This window comes from Pseudarthrobacter sp. SL88 (assembly GCF_026672455.1).
Lineage (GTDB): Bacteria > Actinomycetota > Actinomycetes > Actinomycetales > Micrococcaceae > Arthrobacter.
Map to the genome: position 1 here is coordinate 735,501 of NZ_JAPPRD010000001.1, position 14,942 is coordinate 750,442.

The window sequence follows — 14,942 nt, forward strand, 5'->3', positions numbered from 1 at the left end:
GTACCCACAGGGCCGGAAAGATAAACGGGCGGACGGCGGCGGGGGCGCCCGGTGGCGGAGTCCAGGGTGCCCCGGCCGGCGTCGTGCGTCCTACCGCTCCGGGGTCAGCACCTTGGAGAACACCGTGGCGCCGTTGGCGTTCCGGAGGCTGGCGGTGAAACTGTTGTCCTCGCCCAGCTGGACGTGCCCGAAGAACTGGTTTTCGCCGTCGCGCGGTGATTCGCCCGGGAAGCGGCCTGCTTTGGCGAACACCACCTCGGGACCGAAGGTGCCGTCCATGGAGTTGGGTCCGAACGAGCCCGCGGCGATGGGGCCGGCCACGAATTCCCAGAACGGGTCGAAATCGGTGAAGGCTGCGCGCTCGGGGGAGTAGTGGTGGGCCGCGCAGTAATGCACGTCGGCGGTCAGCCACACCACGTTCTTCACCCGGTTCTTCTTGAAGGCGCTCAGCACCCCGGCGATCTCTAGCTCGCGGCCCAGGGGAGCGCCGTCGTCGCGGTTGGCCAGGCTCTCCTGGTTCACGGCGCCGTCCGGGACGATGATGCCCAACGGCAGGTCGGCGGCAATGACCTTCCACGTGGCCTTGGACTTCGAGACCTCCCGGATCAGCCAGTCCACCTGCTCCTGGCCCAGGATGTTGGTGGTGTACGCCTCCTTGCCGTCCGTGTTGGGGGATTTGAAGGTGCGCATGTCCAGGCAGAAGATGTCCAGCTGCGGGCCGCGGGAGATCTTCCGGTAGATGCGGGCCGGCTGGTACTGGCCGCCGTCGTCGAACGTGCCCGGGCGCCACAACGCGCTGCTGTCCGCGATGGGCATGTTTTCCTGCCAGGCCTGCCGGCCGCGGGCGGCGAGGGTGTTGACGTCCTGGACCGTGTAGCGGGGATCGTCCAGGACCTCGCCGGGGTACCAGTTGTTGGTGGTTTCGTGATCGTCCCAGTTGGCGATCACCGGGACGTCCGCGAACATGGCCCGCATGTTGGCGTCCATCATGTTGTAGCGGTGCCGGCCGCGGTATTCGGTGAGCGTCTCGGCCACCTTGGACACCTCCTCGGTGACCAGGTTCCGCCACACCTGCCCGTCCTTTTCCACCACGGTTTCGGTGAGCGGGCCGTCCGCGTACACGGTGTCGCCGGAGTGGATGAAGAAGTCCGGCCGGGTCTGGTGCATGGCCCGGTAGCCGAACATGCCGCCCACCTCCTCGTTGATGCCCCAGCCCTGGCCTGCGGTGTCGCCGGTCCAGACGAAGCTTTGCGCGTACGACGCCGGGACGTCGCCGCCGTTGCCCGTCCCGCCGGTGCGTCCCTTGCCGTTGACCGCGCCCCTGTCCGGTGCCGTGCGGAAGGTGCCGCGGGCGGACTCGCCGGTGGCGCCGCCGTCGTCCTCGAAACTGATCTCCAGGGCGAAGCGGGTGTTGGACGGGAGGTTGCCTGCATGGATCTTCGCGGTGAAGTCGGACGCCTGGGTGGCCCGGGGCCCGCGGATGACCCGCTCGAAGGCGCCCCGACCGCGCAGGACCGCGCCGCCGTCGTCCACTGCCCGCAGCACCGCCGTCATGCGGCCAGCTTCCGAGGACCGGGACCACAGGACGGCCGAATCCGAGGTGACGTCCCCGGTGGCGATGCCGCTGGGGAGCGTGAGCCGGTTGCGGACCAGGGCCACGCCGGCCGGTGACCGGGTGGGTGCGGCGGGCGTGGCTGTGTTGGCGGCGTTCGCTGCGGCCGGGGCGGAGGCAAGTGCGGCGGCGAGCACGGAGCCCTTGACTATGGTGCGGCGCGAGATGTCAGTCATGCCCTCCACCCTTCAGGCGCCGTGCACACAGGTCTTTTCGGCAGGGTGAACTGCGGGTAAGCCCGGGTTGAACAGCGCCCTGACTACTGCGTCGCGAGCTCGCCGATCCGGCCCTCCCGCAGGGCTGCACCCACCGCCGCGATGCCGCCGTAATCCGGGAACAGCACCGACTGCCCGGCAATGAACCCGGACCCCGCCGTCGGAAGCGTCATGCTGCGGATTGCGTTGGCATCCAGGTTCCGCAGGCTGTAGGCCAGGATGGCGGCCTGGATTGGGTCGAAGCCCTTGTCCACGGTGAGGCAGCAGGAGGCGAACTCCACGAGGGACCGCACGGCCGTGACGTCGTTCAGCGCCCCGCCGGCGGTGAGGCGGGCCAGGATGGCGCGGAGCATGATCTGCTGGTCGCGGACCCGCTGGAAGTCGCCGTCGGAGAAGGCGTACCGCTCCCGGGAGAACTCCAGCGCCGCCTGGCCGTCCAGGTGGTTCATGCCGGCGGGGAACACATGCTGGGTCTCGATGGTGGACTGGAACGCGATGGGCACGTTGACGTCGATGCCGCCCAGGCCGTCCACCAGGAGCTTGAACCCGCCGAAGTCCAGCATCAGGGTGTGGTTGATGGTGATTCCCAGCAGCTCCTGGACGGCGGCGGTCTGCATGTCGATGCCGCCGTATTCCAACCCGGCGTTGATCTTCGCGCCACCGTAACCGGGGATGTTCACCCACGTGTCGCGGTTGATCGAGATGAGGTAGAGCGTGCTGCGGTCAGCGGGGACGTGCACCACCATCAGGGTGTCCGCCCGGTGGTCCTGCGCTTCGCCGGTGGCTGCCGTGTGCGCGGCGGCATCTTTTGCTGGTGTGCCGCCGCGGATGTCGCTGCCGATCACCAGGACGTTCATGGCCCCGGGAGGCAGTTCCGCGATGGGCGGGGGCGGCGGAGGAGCCGCCGGCGCCGGTGGCGGGGGCGTTTCGGACGGGGTCTCCGACGGCGTGGGGGTGGTGGTTTCGCTTTGGGTCGCCGTGCCCTGGGCGGCCGGCGGCGTGACGGTGCCGGCGCGGTTGAGGCTGACGACGGCCACGACGGCGGCAGCCACCAGGACCAGGGCCAGCAGCGCCGCGATCCAGCGGCGGCGGCCGTGCGCCACCAGCCAGCGCCCGTGCGGGTGGGCGCCCGGGGAAGCGGGTCCCGCAGGACCGGATGGGTCCGAACCGCCTGGTGTGCTCATAGTGGCCCCTCACCTCACCGTGACTGTGGTGGGATCAGTGTCCGCCCGCCGGTGCCCGGTTGGCTACAGCCGTGGCCAAACTGTCACCTGCACGGTGGTCACGGGCCGGACACCGCCGGGTGCCGCCGTCGTGATGGCACCGAGTTGAGTCGGGCATGCCGCAGGATGGACACGATGGCGGGGGCCAGCTCGTCCTCCATCTGCCGGTACACCTCGGGGGAGCGCCGGTAGGGGTCAATGATGTCGTTCTCCGCGGAATCCGCCGGCAGGGCCAGGTGCCGGACGCCTGCGGCACGGGCCGGGAGGCTCCGCCAGTACGCGGTGTTCGCGGCCAGCGGGTCGGCGTCACCGGGATCCTCGGCGGGGGCGTCCGTGGCACGGCCGTCCAGCACGTCGAGCATCCGGGCGAACTCGCGGATGGTGAACGTCCGTTTCAGCATGGACGCGTCCTGCTGCAGCACCTCGCCGCGGTGGCCGGAAGTCATGGTGAGCACCAGGTCCACCCCGCGAAGGATCTTGGAGTTGAGCTGCCGGGCCTCGAAGCCGTCCGGGTCCCCGCCGTAGGTCCGCACGATGTCCGCCGAAATCGGCTGCATGGGATCGCCCACCATGGCCCTGGTTCCGGCGCTGGCCACCTCGAACCCGCCGGGCACCACCTGGTTGAGTCCTGTCTGCAGCAGCCTCTCGGCCACGGGCGAGCGGCAGATGTTGCCGGTGCAGACGGTCAGGATTCTTACTGGTGCGGGGATATCCAAGGGAAGTTACTCTTTCCAGCCGGTGCCGGGACCGTACAGTCCGTGCCTCTCAACTTAACACGCACACGCCCGACGGCGGCCGCCCCACCCCGCACGCGAGCTCACCTTTGGTTGCTTGGGAGCTGACGCGCTCACCTCGCGCTGGAATGGTGGGCGCGCGTTTCGGTGAGAGCCGCCGGGAGTGAGCGGGCGTTTCGGTGGTGGGGGGTCAGAGGCCGGCCAGGAGCCCCTTCATCTCCGCGATCTCGGCTTCCTGGGCTTTGATGATGTCGCGGGCCAGCTGGACGGTCTGCGGGTACTTGCCGGAGCTGATCTCCTGCCGGGCCATGTCGATGGCGCCCTCGTGGTGCCCGGTCATCTGCTGGAGGAAGAGCCTGGCGGCTTCGGTGCCCTGCGCGGCCTTGAGTTTGGCGATGCCGTCCCCGTCCACCATGCCGCCCATCCCGTGGCCGGACTGGTCGCTCATCATGGTTGGCACGTTCCAGCCCTCCAGCCAGCCGGTCATGAGTTTGATTTCCGGCGTCTGCGCGTCCCTGATCCGGGTGGCGAGCGAGGCCACCGGGGCGGGCGTATCCTGCTTGGCCAGCATGATGCCGCTCATCTCCACGGCCTGCTGGTGGTGCGGAATCATCATCTGGGAAAACATGATGTCGGCCTGGTTATGGTCGGAGTTTGCGTCCGGCATCATGCTGGACATCGGTGCGGAGCTGCCGTGGTTCATGGGCATGGTGTTTCCACCGGAGCTTCCCGAACCGGCGGCGCAGCCTGCCAGGCCAAGGGAGGCTGTGAGGGCAACGGCGAGCATCAGGGTTTTGGTCTTGGTGGTCATGGTTGAACGTCCTTCAGGAAAGTAGCTGGCAATGGAGTGTTTGTGGATGTGGCGGTGTCAGCGCACATCGGCGGGGTTGAGTTTGAGCCGCCGCAGCAGCTGGGCGTTCAGCGCCACCACGATGGTGGAGGCGCTCATCAGGACGGCGCCGGCGGCCGGCGAGAGGACCACCCCGGCGAATGCGAGCACCCCGGCGGCCAGCGGCACGGACAGGACGTTGTAGCCGGTGGCCCACACCAGGTTCTGCCACATCTTGCGGTAGCTTGCCCGGGACAGGTCCACCATGGACAGCACGGCACGCGGATCGTTGCCGGCCAGCACTACGCCGGCGGATTCCATCGCCACATCCGTCCCGGCGCCGATGGCGATGCCCACCTCGGCGCGGGCCAAAGCGGGGGAGTCGTTCACGCCGTCGCCCACCATGGCCACCTTCAGCCCGCGGCCCTGCAGCTCCGCGACTTTTTTGTCCTTGTCCGCCGGCAGCACTTCGGCAAACACCTCGTCGATCTTCAGGTCCGCGGCCACGGCCTGCGCCACCTGGCGCGCGTCGCCCGTGATCATGGCTACCTTGACGCCGCGGTTCTGCAGCGCCGCCACCGCCTGCCGGGACTCCGGCCGTACCGCGTCCTCCAGGCTCACGGCACCCAGGACACGGCCGCCGTCGAGCACGTGCAGGACGGACGCGCCGCGCTCCCGCCAGCTGCGCGTGGCCTCAGCCAGGCCGGAAGGTTCGACGACGTCAAGCTCGCGAAGGAGCGCGGGTCCCCCCACGTGCAGCGGACGGCCGTCTACGGTTGCCTGCACGCCGCGGCCCGCCAGTGCCGAAAACCCGGACGCGGCTGGAACGGTGAGGCCACGGCTCCGCGCAGCACGGACGATGGCCCGGGCTGCGGGATGCTCGCTGTCGGATTCGACGGCGGCGGCCAGGGACAGCAGGCCGTCAGCATCCAGGGTCCCTGTTGTGGCGATGTCCCGGAGCTCGGGTTCGCCCTTGGTGAGGGTGCCGGTCTTGTCGAAGAGGACCACGTCGATGGTCCGCATGCGCTCCAGGGCCATCCGGTTCTTGATCAGCACCCCTGCGCGGGCGGCCTGTTCGGTGGAGATCGCGATCACCAGCGGAATGGCCAGGCCCAGGGCGTGCGGGCAGGCGATCACCAGCACCGTCACCGTCCGGGTGACCGCTTCCGGCACGCTGCCCAGCAGGGTCCAGGCGATGAACGTGAGCACACCCGCTCCGGCGGCGAAGTAGAAGAGGAAGGCAGCGGCGCGGTCGGCCAGTGCCTGGGCACGGGAGGATGATGCCTGTGCCTCGGCCACCAGCCGCTGGATGCCGGCCAGGGCGGTATCGTCGCCCACCGCTGTGACGCGGACGCGCACCCCGGAGTCCGTGGCCACGGTGCCGGCCACCACGGCGTCACCGGGCCCGCGCGGAACAGTTTTTGATTCGCCCGTGATCATGGATTCGTCGAACTCGGCGCGGCCCTCCGCAACCGTGCCGTCGGCGGGCATCCGGGCGCCGGGCCGGACCAGGACGAGGTCGCCGGGCCTCAGCCCGGCCACGGGTACTGTCTCGGTGCCGGAGGCTGTGACGCGTTCGGCGTCGTCCGGCAGCAGCGCGGCGAGGGCGTCCAGAGCTCCCTGCGCCGATCCGAGGGCGCGCATCTCGATCCAGTGGCCCAGCAGCATAATGGCCACCAGGAGCGCCAGCTCCCACCAGAAATCGAGGTCGAAGCCGCCCAGGCCCAGGCTGGTGACCCAGGAGGCGGCGAACGCCACCGTGATGGCCATGGCGATCAGCAGCATCATGCCGGGCTGGCGGTCCTTCAGTTCCTGCAGGCCGCCTTTGAGGAACGGCTGGCCGCCGTACAGGAATATAACGGTTCCCAATACAGGCGGGATCCAGGCGGAGCCCGGGAACATGGGCGCCATGTAGCCCAGGAGGTGGCCCACCATGGGGCTGAAGTAGACCACGGGAAGAGATAAGGCCAGCGTGAGCCAGAACCTGTTCTTGAACATGGCGGTGCTGTGCCCGGCGTGCTGGCCGGACGTGTGCACGGTGTGGCCGTCATCGTGGTGCATGTGGGCGCCGTGCTGCAGGGGTGCCGCGGTGTGCGCGTGGCCGGGAGCGTGGCCGTGCCCGGCAGGGGCGGCAGCAGCCGGAGCGTCGGTGACCCCGCCCGCGGACTGGCGGCCGCCGTCGTGATGGTGATGGGAATGGTCTTGCATGGGAGTCAGGTCCGTTTCTTGGCGAAGGAAGAATCCTTGTGGACAAGCAGGCGCTGGGGTTGAACGGCTGTGAAAGCGGGGCGCTTGGAGACGCCGGCCGGGACATACCACTTCACTGACAACACCTTGAATATACCCCTAGGGGGTATCATCGTCAAGGGTTCGGCGCGGCTTGTGACCGGGGAGAGCTAACAGCCCGGCCTACCAACTTAATCTTGCTCCCGTCATACTTGTATAAAGGCCCACACGGGCAGAGCATGCGTGTGCGGGCGGAACGGATGCTACATGGAGGTGGCCCTGTGAAGGACGTTCGCGGCCCTTACACCTACTCGAGTGCCTTGGGGGACGACGACTGCGTCGCCGGAACCTACACGGCAGAGGTGGATGGCTGGAAGCTTTCCTGGTCCGACGGGATGTACCAGCTGCACGGTTACCGCCGCGGCGACGTGGTCCCCACCCTGGAACTGCTGTTCGCGCACAAGCATCCCGAGGACCGGCCGCGTTGCGAAGCCATTGTGGCCCAGGTTGCCGAGACCGGCGGGTACTTCTGCATGTACCACCGGATCATCGACTCCAGGGGCAAAACCAAACGGGTGCTGTCCTCCGGCGAGGGCATCATCGGCCCGGACGGCAAGGTCACGGTGATCGAGGGCGTGATGGTGGACCTCACCTCAACCCTGCAGCGCGAGACCGAGCAGACCGCCCGTGATGCGGTGGCCGGGGCTACGTCCACCCGCACCGTCATCGACCAGGCGCGGGGCATCCTCATGGGACTGCTCGGCATTGGCTCCGATGAAGCCTTCCAGCTGCTGGTGGCAACCAGCAGCTACCGGAACGTCAAGCTGGTGGCAGTGGCAGCGGAACTGGTGCAGCTGGCCAACTCGGAAGACGCCCGGGAGTACCTGGTCAGGGCCGTCAGGGCCATAGCTGACCGGGCGCCGGCAGTTTCGGGGGACCGGAGCAAGTCCAGGGAACACCAGGCCGCCCGGGACCACCGGGCAGCACCTGAACGCCGGACCGCCGCAGGTCCGTCCGCGGTAGCTGCCGGACGCTCCGCCGTCCCCGGACCCTCGCCCCGTCCTCCCACGGGACGCCCGGGTCCCGGCCGCCGCCCCACGGGCTGACGCCCAGCGGGACCCATCCAGAAGTCAGCATGCTGCCGAATGACTGGTGTTCGGGCGTCAACCGAGGCCCGGTAACCGCATATCGGAAGGTCAGCCATGACCGAAGTTACTGCCCACCACGGGCTGTTCAAGGACACCAACCTGCATGTGGACGATGCCGGCGGAGCGGGCCGCCCGGTGGTCCTCATCCACGGATGGCCGCTCTCCGGGAAATCCTTCGAGGAGCAGATACCGGCGCTGCAGGAGGCCGGATACCGGCCCATTACCTATGACCGCAGGGGGTTCGGCCTCAGCAGCAAGCCCCAGGCGGGCTACAACTACGATGTTCTGGCCGAGGACCTGCAGAAGGTCCTGGTGGAGCTGGACCTCAGCGACGTGACCCTGGTGGGGTTCTCCATGGGCGGCGGTGAGGTGGCACGCTACCTCGGCCTGTACGGACCGGCGCGTATCCGCAGCGTGGTCTTCGCCTCCGCCGTGACGCCCTACCTTATGCGGACGGACGGCAACCCGGATGGGCCCCTGACCCCGGAGCAGGCGGACGGCATGGCGGAGGACCTCGTCACGGACGAGGCAGCCTTCTACGATTCCTTCACCCGCGACTTCTTCTCCGTGGACGGGGTCCTCAAGGTCAGCGAGGTGCAGCGCAAGGAAGCCGGTGCCATGTGCGGGCAGGCCAACAAGAACGCGGCGCTTGCCTGCATGGCGGCCTTCGGCGGAACCGACTTCCGGGGCGACCTCGCCGATGTCACCGTCCCGGCCTTGGTGATTCATGGCGACGGCGACGCGACCGTGCCGTTCGAGGGGTCCGGCCGGCGGACGCACGCCGCACTGGCGGACAGTGAGGTCCACGTCATCAAGGACGCGCCGCACGGCTGCAACGTGAGCCACGCAGAGGAGTGGAACAGCGTGGTGATCGAATTCCTGGCGAAGTAGGCCGGCTACGGGCCGACGTACACGTTCTGGTGGATACGCCTTAAGCCTTCAGACTCCAATTGGACGGCGTCGGCGTAGTCCGGCACCAGGGCGGCGGGTCTTCTGTCGGACCCGCTGACGGTCACGATCTTGTTGCTGGAGCTGCCGGCTGCAACGCCGCATCCCGCGTAATCGGTGACCTGCCGATCCACGTTGACCACCGCCAGGCAGGCTTGTGCGCCATCAGAACTCTGCGCTGCAAAGAACTTCCTGCCGCCATCTTCGACCAGGAAACGCAGGGTGGTGGGATCGACCTGTTCCAGGAAGCCTGCATCGGCGGGGAAGGCATCCTCGGGTCCTGCGGGGGCTTTCAGCGCATCAATGCCGTACCCGTCACTGGCGCAGCCACCGAGCAGCAGCGGAACCGTCAGCGCTGCAAGCGTTGCCGCGGGTTTGAGCTTCATCATCCGTGTCCCCCAGGTTGTGAATACCGTGCCAATGACGCTACCGCAGTGTTCCCGGCGGGTCTTGTCATACCGAAGTTGGCCCCAGCGCCTGTGTCCGTAGAAGGGGAAGCTGCCGTGCCGGTAGAATGGATGAAGGTGCGCCGGGAAGTCTGGTCGGCATAGTTTCGTCGACCCCCAAAGTCAGGACCCTGCCGTGACCTCCGCCCCGCAGCCCCCGCACAAGCACCAGGCCCAACCCCAGCCGCGCCGTTCCATCCTCGCCCGGGGCTCCTATTCGGAAGCCCTTCGCATCGGCGAGATCCTCCGCAAGGAAACCGTGGGCGGTGCCCTGCTGGTGGCCGCCGCGGTGATTGCCCTGATCTGGGCCAACTCGCCGGCGTCGGACAGCTACTTTGCCCTCAGGGACATCACCGTCGGCTACGAACCCTGGCACCTCGAACTAAGCCTCGGCGCCTGGGCGGCCGACGGGCTCCTCGCGGTGTTCTTCTTCCTGGTAGGCCTGGAGCTCAAACGCGAATTCGTGGCCGGAGACCTGCGCCAGATCAGTACGTCCATCGTCCCGGTGCTGGCCGCCGCCGGCGGTGTGCTGGTCCCGGCGGTGATCTACGCCGTCGTGAACCTCTCCAACCCGGACACGCTCCGCGGCTGGGCCATCCCCACCGCCACGGACATCGCCTTTGCCGTGGCCGTGCTGGCCGTCATCGGATCGCACCTGCCCAGCGCCCTGCGGATCTTCCTGCTGACCCTTGCCGTGGTGGATGACCTGATTGCCATCAGCATCATCGCGTTCTTCTACTCCAGCGACCTCCAGCCCACCCCGCTGCTGCTGGCTCTGATTCCGCTGGCCGTGTTCACGTTCCTGGTCCAGAAGTACCGCAGGTTCTTCGGCACCCATGCCGCGGCGGCCTGGCTGATCCTGCTGCCGCTGGGTTTCGCCGCCTGGGCACTGGTGCACGCCTCCGGTATCCACGCCACGGTGGCTGGAGTGCTGCTGGGCTTCGCCGTCCCGGTAATCCGGTCGCAGGCCAGTGGAGGCCCGGAGGCCGGGCCCGGGTTGGCAGAAATTTTCGAGCACCGGTTCCGGCCGATTTCCGCAGGCATTGCCGTCCCGGTGTTCGCCTTTTTCTCGGCGGGCGTCGCCATCGGCGGATGGGACGGGTTCGTGTCGGCGCTCGCGGACCCGGTGGCGCTGGGCATCATCCTGGCGCTGGTCCTGGGCAAACCGGTGGGCATCCTCGGCGCCACCTGGCTCCTGACCAAAACAACCAAGGCCAAGCTGGACGACTCCTACCGGTGGATCGACATCTTTGGCGTGGCCCTGCTGGCCGGCATCGGTTTCACCGTGTCCCTGCTGGTGGCCGAGCTCAGCTTCGGCCAGGGCAGCCTCCACGACGACCATGCCAAGGTGGGCATCCTGACAGCGTCGCTGCTCGCTGCCTTACTGGCCAGCGTTATCCTCCGCACCCGGAACCGGCAGTACCGGCAGGCCGAGGAATTGGAAAAAGTGGACGCTGACCAGGACGGCATCCCGGACGTCTACCAGAACCGCGCCTAACCGGATTATCCAGGGACGCACGACGCCGGCACTTACACGTGTGCCGGCGTCGTGGTCTGTCTGTAGCCGGCTAGGCCGGGGAGAGTCCCAGCAATGGTTCCGCGGGTGCCTCCATGTGCCGGATCTCCAGGGCCTCCGGGTCCAGCAGCTTGCGTGCGCCGGTCCGTGCGTCCAGGATCCAGAATAGGTCCAGCGCGGGCACCACCCCGGTCACCCGGCCGCTGTGGAACAGCTTGCCCCGGTGCCACGCCTCGATGTTGTCTCCAATGCGGAGCTGAGCGGTACTGACTCCCTGTGCCTCCATGCGGGCTGCCTCCTGCTGGTTGTGTCCCCGTACGCCCAGCTTGCCGCAGCCAGGTTGCAGGAGTGTTTCCACAGGGTGTTATTCCTGTGTCAGCTGAGGTTGGTGCGCCGGGTGCTCAGCATGTGGAGAAGCAGGGCGCGCTGCGGCTGGCCCGGATTGCGGTCCACGAACAGGCTGAGGGAGGCGCGGGCGCCGGCTTCCGCGGGGTCTGTGCCGCTCATGATTTCCTCGATGATTTCCAGCGCCTGCAGCTGGAGGTCCAGGAGCGCCACTTCCTCAGTGACGGACAGCGGAGTTTTCGGTTTGCCGGACATGGGGGTGCCGCCTTTGTGCTGGGAGCCCTCCCCGGGGAGGAGCAGCAGCCTCTCCCAAGCCCATCGGATGAATGTACTAAGTGTACTTATAAGTCCGTGGGCGGCAAGGCTTTCCGGAGGCCTTTTTCCGGGTCAGCCGTGGGTGGGTTCCTCCACCAGGGCGGTGGCGATGCTCGACGCGTCGTCCAGGGCAGCCAGGTACCGCTCGGCATCCAGGGCCGCGGCGCAACCGGTGCCGGCAGCGGTGATGGCCTGGCGGTAGCGGTGGTCCACGGCGTCGCCGCACGCGAAGACGCCGGAGAGGCTGGTGCACGTGGTGGGGGAGTCCACCTTGATGTAGCCCTCGTCATCCAGGTCCACCTGGCCGGTCAGCAGTTCGGTGCGCGGCAGGTGGCCGATCGCCACGAAGATCCCCGTGGCGCCGAGTTCCCGGGTTTCGCCGGAGCGGGTGTCCGCCAGGGTGACGCCGGTGACCTTGGTATCGCCGTGGATGGCGGTAATGGCGGAGTTCCATTCGAACCGGATCTTGGGGTTGTCCTTGGCCCGCTGCGCCATGATGCGGGAGGCGCGCAGTTCGCCCTTGCGGACGACGACGGTCACGGACTTTCCGAAGCGGGTCAGGAAGGTTGCTTCCTCCATGGCGGAATCGCCACCGCCCACCACGATGATGTCCTGCTCGCGGAAGAAGAACCCGTCGCAGGTGGCGCACCAGGACACACCGTGGCCGCTGAGCTTCTTCTCCTCGGGCAGGCCCAGTTCCTTGTAGGCGGAGCCGGTGGCCAGGATGACCGCGGGTGCCTCGTGGGTCTCCCCGGCGCCGGTGACCACGCGCTTGACGGAACCCTTCAGGTCAACGGACGTGGCGTCGTCGAACACCACCTTGGCGCCGAACTTCTCGGCCTGCTGCTGCAGCCCGTCCATCAGTTCCGGGCCCTGGATGCCGCCAGGGAAACCGGGGAAGTTTTCCACCTCGGTGGTGTTCATCAGCGCCCCGCCCGCGGTGACGGAACCGGCCAGCACCAGCGGGGCCAGGCCGGCCCGGGCCGCGTAGATGGCGGCGGTGTAGCCCGCGGGGCCGGAGCCGATGATGATCAGCTGTTCGTTGCTCATGGGGTTCTCCTTGGAGGTTACGGGCTGCGCGCCCTACCAGTGGAGCAATGGTCATCGGCCCCTGTCAATCCACTGCATAATGGGCCCATGACCCCACCGCAGCCCTCCGTGGCAGCCCCATGACCGGCGAGGCGCCAGCCACGGCCCGCGGCTCGGCCTGGGAGGTCTTCCGGGTGTTCCTCAAACTGGGTGTCACCTCGTTCGGCGGCCCCATCGCGCACCTGGGCTACTTCCGCGACGAACTGGTCCGGCGGCGCAAGTGGGTGAACGACAGGGAATACGGGGACCTGGTGGCGCTGTGCCAGTTCCTTCCCGGGCCTGCTTCCAGCCAGGTGGGCTTCGGCATGGGGCTGCACCGTGCCGGCCCCCTCGGCGCGCTGGCCGCGTTCCTTGCCTTCACCCTCCCGTCCGCTGCATTGCTGGTCGCCTTTGCGCTGGGAGCCGCGCTGTTCCAGGGCGCCGTGGGGTCCGGGATCCTCAGCGGACTGAAGATCGTGGCGGTGGCCATCGTGGCCCAGGCCGTGTGGGGCATGGCCAGGGCCCTCACCCCGGACCGCGAACGGGCGGCGATCGCCGTCGTCGCGGCCCTGTCCGCCACCCTGCTGGCCGGTTCATTCGGCCAGATTTCGGCCATCCTGTTCGGCGCGCTCGCCGGGCTGCTGGTCTGCCGGCGGGGCACCGCAGAACTCACCGGCGCGATGCGTTTTCCCGTCAGCCGGACAGCGGGCATCATCTGCCTGGCCCTGTTCGTGCTTCTGCTGCTTGGCCTGCCCGTGCTGGCGCTGGCAACGGGTTCGGCCGGGATCACCCTGTTTGAGGCGTTCTACCGGGCCGGGGCGCTGGTGTTTGGCGGCGGGCACGTGGTCCTGCCCCTGCTCCAGGCCGGCGTGGTGGACCCGGGCTGGGTGACCAGCCAGCAGTTCCTGGCCGGCTACGGCGCCGCGCAGGCAGTGCCGGGACCCCTGTTCACGTTCGCGGCCTACCTGGGCGCGGCGGCAGGATACGGTCCGGGCGGCGTGGCGGGTGCCGCCGTCGCGCTCGCCGGCATTTTCCTGCCCGGGTTCCTGCTGCTCACCGGCGTGCTGCCGTTCTGGAACTCGTGGCGGTCCCGGCCCGGAGCCCAGGCCCTGATGCGGGGTGCCAACGCCGCCGTGGTGGGCATCCTGGCCGCAGCCCTGTACAACCCGCTGTTCACCACTGCCATCACCGGGCCGGGGCCGTTCTGCCTGGGACTGGTCTGCTTCGTGCTGCTCATCGCGTGGAAGGCGCCGCCCTGGGCCGTGGTGCTGGTGGGCGCGGCCGGGGGAGTGCTGCTGGCGCTCGCCAGCTGAGTCCGTGGTGCCGGCGGCGGGGCCCGGAGCGTTGCCGTGGGAGTAGGCTGGAATTGCCGTCCGGTCCTGGGCGGCTCGGGTCCCGGGTCAGTCCGTGGGTGGCTGTACCGGGCAGTACCAGGAAGCCCTCCATGGCCACAGACAGAACCGACGAGCCGGTAGCCAAGCGCCTCGGCGAACTGGTCCTCACCAGTTCCCATGTTGCGGAATTCCTCCATGACCTGGCCGTTGAGGCCGCAACGGAGCTCTCGTCGACGGGACAGCAGGTGTCCTGTTCCATCACCGTGGTGCGTCGGAAGAAATCCACAACGGCGGCCAGCAGCGATGGACGCGCCCGGGCCATGGACGAGGTGCAGTACGCCTTCAATGACGGCCCGTGCCTTTCGGCCATCCGCCTGGCCACCACCATCCATGTACCGGACCTGCACAACGAGAGCCGCTGGCCGGAGTACCTGGAGGCGGTGAACGAAGGAACCCTCAAATCCATCCTGGCCGTGCCCGTCCCGGTGGACGATGATGCACGGGCGGCCCTTAACCTCTATTCCGACGGCAAAGACGCGTTCCCCGCCGACTCGGTGGCCTCCGCCGAACGGTTCGCGCGGGAAGCCAGCCAGTCACTGCGGCTGGCGCTGCGGATCGCCCAGCTGACCGATGCCCGCGACGACCTTGCCGCCGCCATGGCCTCGCGCACCACCATCGACCTCGCCGCCGGGGCCATCATGGGCCAGAACCGGTGCACCCAGGAGACGGCCATGGCCATCCTCAAAAGCGCCTCCAGCACCCGCAACATCAAGCTCCGGGACGTTGCTGCCCGGGTGATTGCCTCGGTGGCCCCCGACGATACCGTCAGCACGCACTTCGACGCCTGACACCGTGGTCATGCACGGCAGGACGTACGACGCCGGCCTGCCGCCGCGGTGCCCTAGTCGCCTTAGCCCCCGGAAGGCCTGTTCCGCGTCCGCATCCATGGCCGGCGGTGGACAGCAATGCACCCGGAACGGAAG

14 protein-coding genes are annotated in these 14,942 nt (G+C 68.3%); 5 read left to right on the plus strand and 9 right to left on the minus strand.

Translation table 11 applies throughout. The annotated features are described in order from the left end of the window. Positions 1-90 precede the first annotated feature (90 nt). From OVA06_RS03310 to OVA06_RS03330, 5 genes are all read right to left on the minus strand, one after another. Complete coding sequence (locus OVA06_RS03310; RefSeq protein WP_268156279.1) at positions 91-1,788, minus strand: alkaline phosphatase D family protein; 1,698 nt, start codon at positions 1,786-1,788, stop codon at positions 91-93. Positions 1,789-1,871: 83 nt separating this feature from the next. Next, positions 1,872-3,011 carry an LCP family protein gene (locus OVA06_RS03315; RefSeq protein WP_268156281.1) on the minus strand — a complete coding sequence of 380 codons (1,140 nt, stop codon included), beginning with the start codon at positions 3,009-3,011 and terminating at the stop codon, positions 1,872-1,874. A 98-nt stretch (positions 3,012-3,109) separates the two neighbouring features. Then, on the minus strand, positions 3,110-3,766 hold the full coding sequence (locus tag OVA06_RS03320; RefSeq protein WP_056076116.1) for an arsenate reductase/protein-tyrosine-phosphatase family protein: 657 nt from the start codon (positions 3,764-3,766) through the stop codon (positions 3,110-3,112). A gap of 208 nt (positions 3,767-3,974) precedes the next feature. Further along, on the minus strand, positions 3,975-4,595 hold the full coding sequence (locus OVA06_RS03325; RefSeq protein ID WP_268156284.1) for a DUF305 domain-containing protein: 621 nt from the start codon (positions 4,593-4,595) through the stop codon (positions 3,975-3,977). Between the two features lie 57 nt (positions 4,596-4,652). Next, positions 4,653-6,821 carry a heavy metal translocating P-type ATPase gene (locus OVA06_RS03330; RefSeq protein WP_268156286.1) on the minus strand — a complete coding sequence of 723 codons (2,169 nt, stop codon included), beginning with the start codon at positions 6,819-6,821 and terminating at the stop codon, positions 4,653-4,655. A gap of 299 nt (positions 6,822-7,120) precedes the next feature. On the opposite strand from OVA06_RS03330, the gene OVA06_RS03335 reads away from it, so the two are divergent. Together OVA06_RS03335 and OVA06_RS03340 are read left to right on the plus strand one after the other, a co-directional pair. Further along, the gene (locus OVA06_RS03335; protein ID WP_056076107.1) at positions 7,121-7,945 is read left to right on the plus strand and encodes a PAS and ANTAR domain-containing protein; all 825 of its coding nucleotides are present in this window, start codon (positions 7,121-7,123) and stop codon (positions 7,943-7,945) included. Between the two features lie 96 nt (positions 7,946-8,041). Further along, positions 8,042-8,878 (plus strand): alpha/beta fold hydrolase, encoded by an 837-nt coding sequence (locus tag OVA06_RS03340; protein ID WP_268156288.1) that lies wholly within the window; start codon positions 8,042-8,044, stop codon positions 8,876-8,878. A gap of 5 nt (positions 8,879-8,883) precedes the next feature. On the opposite strand, the gene OVA06_RS03345 is transcribed toward OVA06_RS03340, so the two are convergent. Then, positions 8,884-9,321, minus strand: a complete 438-nt coding sequence (locus OVA06_RS03345) for a hypothetical protein (protein ID WP_268156290.1) — start codon at positions 9,319-9,321, stop codon at positions 8,884-8,886. Between the two features lie 256 nt (positions 9,322-9,577). Here OVA06_RS03345 and nhaA point away from each other — a divergent pair, with 256 nt between their 5' ends. Continuing rightward, a complete protein-coding gene (gene nhaA, locus OVA06_RS03350; RefSeq protein WP_442793570.1) occupies positions 9,578-10,879 on the plus strand; it encodes a Na+/H+ antiporter NhaA in 1,302 nt (433 codons plus the stop codon). Between the two features lie 70 nt (positions 10,880-10,949). Here nhaA and OVA06_RS03355 read toward each other — a convergent pair whose 3' ends face one another. The 3 genes from OVA06_RS03355 to trxB form a co-directional block, all read right to left on the minus strand. Beyond that, positions 10,950-11,255 (minus strand): hypothetical protein, encoded by a 306-nt coding sequence (locus OVA06_RS03355; RefSeq protein WP_268156295.1) that lies wholly within the window; start codon positions 11,253-11,255, stop codon positions 10,950-10,952. 17 nt (positions 11,256-11,272) lie between these two features. After that, on the minus strand, positions 11,273-11,497 hold the full coding sequence (locus OVA06_RS03360) for a hypothetical protein (RefSeq protein ID WP_056076092.1): 225 nt from the start codon (positions 11,495-11,497) through the stop codon (positions 11,273-11,275). Between the two features lie 132 nt (positions 11,498-11,629). After that, positions 11,630-12,607 carry a thioredoxin-disulfide reductase gene (gene trxB, locus OVA06_RS03365; protein WP_268156297.1) on the minus strand — a complete coding sequence of 326 codons (978 nt, stop codon included), beginning with the start codon at positions 12,605-12,607 and terminating at the stop codon, positions 11,630-11,632. Between the two features lie 119 nt (positions 12,608-12,726). Between trxB and chrA the strand changes: the two genes are divergently transcribed. Further along, positions 12,727-13,938, plus strand: coding sequence for a chromate efflux transporter (gene chrA, locus OVA06_RS03370; protein ID WP_268156299.1), 1,212 nt, complete (start codon positions 12,727-12,729; stop codon positions 13,936-13,938). Positions 13,939-14,069: 131 nt separating this feature from the next. Beyond that, complete coding sequence (locus OVA06_RS03375; RefSeq protein WP_056076084.1) at positions 14,070-14,807, plus strand: GAF and ANTAR domain-containing protein; 738 nt, start codon at positions 14,070-14,072, stop codon at positions 14,805-14,807. Positions 14,808-14,942: the final 135 nt, after the last annotated feature.

What these genes read in the sequence shown, in the direction of transcription:
- OVA06_RS03310 (WP_268156279.1), bottom strand. Translation starts at nt 1,788, where the DNA reads ATGACTGACATCTCGCGCCGCACCATAGTCAAGGGCTCCGTGCTCGCC.
- OVA06_RS03315 (WP_268156281.1), bottom strand. Translation starts at nt 3,011, where the DNA reads ATGAGCACACCAGGCGGTTCGGACCCATCCGGTCCTGCGGGACCCGCT.
- OVA06_RS03325 (WP_268156284.1), bottom strand. Translation starts at nt 4,595, where the DNA reads ATGACCACCAAGACCAAAACCCTGATGCTCGCCGTTGCCCTCACAGCC.
- OVA06_RS03330 (WP_268156286.1), bottom strand. Translation starts at nt 6,821, where the DNA reads ATGCAAGACCATTCCCATCACCATCACGACGGCGGCCGCCAGTCCGCG.
- OVA06_RS03340 (WP_268156288.1), top strand. Translation starts at nt 8,042, where the DNA reads ATGACCGAAGTTACTGCCCACCACGGGCTGTTCAAGGACACCAACCTG.
- OVA06_RS03345 (WP_268156290.1), bottom strand. Translation starts at nt 9,321, where the DNA reads ATGAAGCTCAAACCCGCGGCAACGCTTGCAGCGCTGACGGTTCCGCTG.
- OVA06_RS03360 (WP_056076092.1), bottom strand. Translation starts at nt 11,497, where the DNA reads ATGTCCGGCAAACCGAAAACTCCGCTGTCCGTCACTGAGGAAGTGGCG.
- trxB (WP_268156297.1), bottom strand. Translation starts at nt 12,607, where the DNA reads ATGAGCAACGAACAGCTGATCATCATCGGCTCCGGCCCCGCGGGCTAC.
- chrA (WP_268156299.1), top strand. Translation starts at nt 12,727, where the DNA reads ATGACCGGCGAGGCGCCAGCCACGGCCCGCGGCTCGGCCTGGGAGGTC.
- OVA06_RS03375 (WP_056076084.1), top strand. Translation starts at nt 14,070, where the DNA reads ATGGCCACAGACAGAACCGACGAGCCGGTAGCCAAGCGCCTCGGCGAA.